The 1,671-nt window shown below is 66.5% G+C and carries 1 protein-coding gene; it reads right to left on the bottom strand.

Annotated elements, in window-relative coordinates; all coding sequences use genetic code 11:
* Window positions 1-145: 145 nt before the first annotated feature.
* Entirely contained in the window at window positions 146-1,549 is a 1,404-nt protein-coding gene (locus tag ABN034_RS34190) for an IS1380 family transposase (RefSeq protein WP_349695101.1), read from the bottom strand.
* Window positions 1,550-1,671: the final 122 nt, after the last annotated feature.

Raw genomic sequence — 1,671 nt, 5'->3', positions numbered from 1 at the left:
AGCCCGGATCCACCGATCGGCTTGGTAGTCGGGGCTTGAGGAGTGGTGGGTGTCTTGGCGGGTGTGAGGGCGTGGTGATTCCCCGGACCTCGCTGTCCGGGGTGTTCCAACTGGGTCTCCGGTCGGGCCGTTTTGCGGCGGCTGGTTAGGTCGCTGCCGCTGTTGGCGGGTCGGCGACGCGGGTGAACAGGTCTTGCCATGACTTTTGCCATGGCCATGGGTCGGGTAGATGCAGTCGCAGTCGTCGCGCCGAGGACGCTATCCGTGCGGGTACGTTGATGAGTTTGCGTCGGATGGTTGCGGTGGTCGCCTTGGCGAGCCCGTGGTCGGCGAGGGTGCCCACGGCGCGGGTGAGGTTGAACGCCATCACAGCCAGCACCAGCCAGGCGGCGTTCGCGGCGAACTTGCCCGACGGCAGGTGCGCCAGTGCGGAGTTCTTCAAGTCGGCGTGCACTTGCTCGATGATCGCGTGCTGGCGATGCGTCTGGTCCGCGGCGACGGTGTCCATCACGGTGGCGTCGGTGGTGGTGAAGAACGCGTGATGGCGCCACAGCCGGAACAGGTCGGGCTGGCCCTGTTTGGCCTTCGGGTTCAGTTCGGGGACGCGGCGTACCACCAGGCGCCCGGACACCTGATGGCGCTTGGCCTTGGAGCCAAAGGCGGTGAAAGGCGTCTCTGCGACCTCGGCCCGGGAGATCCACTGACCACTGCGCTCGTCGAAGATCGCCTGCGGGTACTCGATCGTAGTCCAGGCGTGTTCTGGGATGGTGCCGATCGCGGCTCTGACTTTGGTGTCCATCCGCACCGTCACCGACACGTCCGCGCCAGCCCGGAGCGCGGTGCCGATGGTGGCGTGGCCGTAGAACGCCGAGTCCGCCCGAACCAGCACCAGGCCGGTCGAATGCGGATCACGCAGTTGCCGCAACGTGGACAACGCGTCAGCGACCAAGCGTTTGGCGCCCCGAGCCGAGCCCGCCGCACCCCTGCGCAGCCGCTGCGCGAGCACCACCGGAGCCGCCCGCGGCGTGGACAGCGTGGCCAGCGCGCCGTTCAGCCCGCGCACCCCGGAGTAGCCGAAGCCGGAGCCCTGCTTGGCATAACCGTGCACCTCATAGATCGAGTCATCGACATCGACCAGAGCACACTCCTCGACACCGGCGGTCACCGGAGTCTGCTCGGCCAACCCGATCAAAAACCGGGAGGCCACCGCGTCAATCTGGCGGACGTGACCGAAGGTGAACGCCCGAAGGAACGACCCCAACGTCGACGGGGCGTACGCACCGATGAACACACGCCCCATCCCTCCGTGTCGAAGCAGGTCCATGTCATCGATCGAGTCCGCACCGGCGACCATCCCCGCCACCAGCGAAGCAACCTTTGCACCAGCGTTCGCTCCCTTGTCACCCCCCACACTCAGATGCGCATCGGCCAGCTCATCCAGACCCGCGGACTCGGCCAGTGCCAACGCCGGCACCAGCCCGGCAGACGCCACCAGGTTGGACTCGTCGAACAACACTGACGTCGAGGCAAACGTGTGAGACAGTTGCACCTTGCGGATGCCCTTCGTGATGGCTCAGATCGACCTTCAGCAAGTCCGATCTTCCCACCACGCAAGGGCATTCGCGCTCAACGGCACGCTCATCCGGCCGACCTCATCGGTGGATCCGGGCT

Source organism: Actinopolymorpha sp. B11F2 (assembly GCF_040195635.1).
Lineage (GTDB): Bacteria > Actinomycetota > Actinomycetes > Propionibacteriales > Actinopolymorphaceae > Thermasporomyces.
The sequence above is the reverse complement of the archived record's forward strand: the minus strand, read 5'-3'. Positions and strand labels throughout refer to the sequence as shown.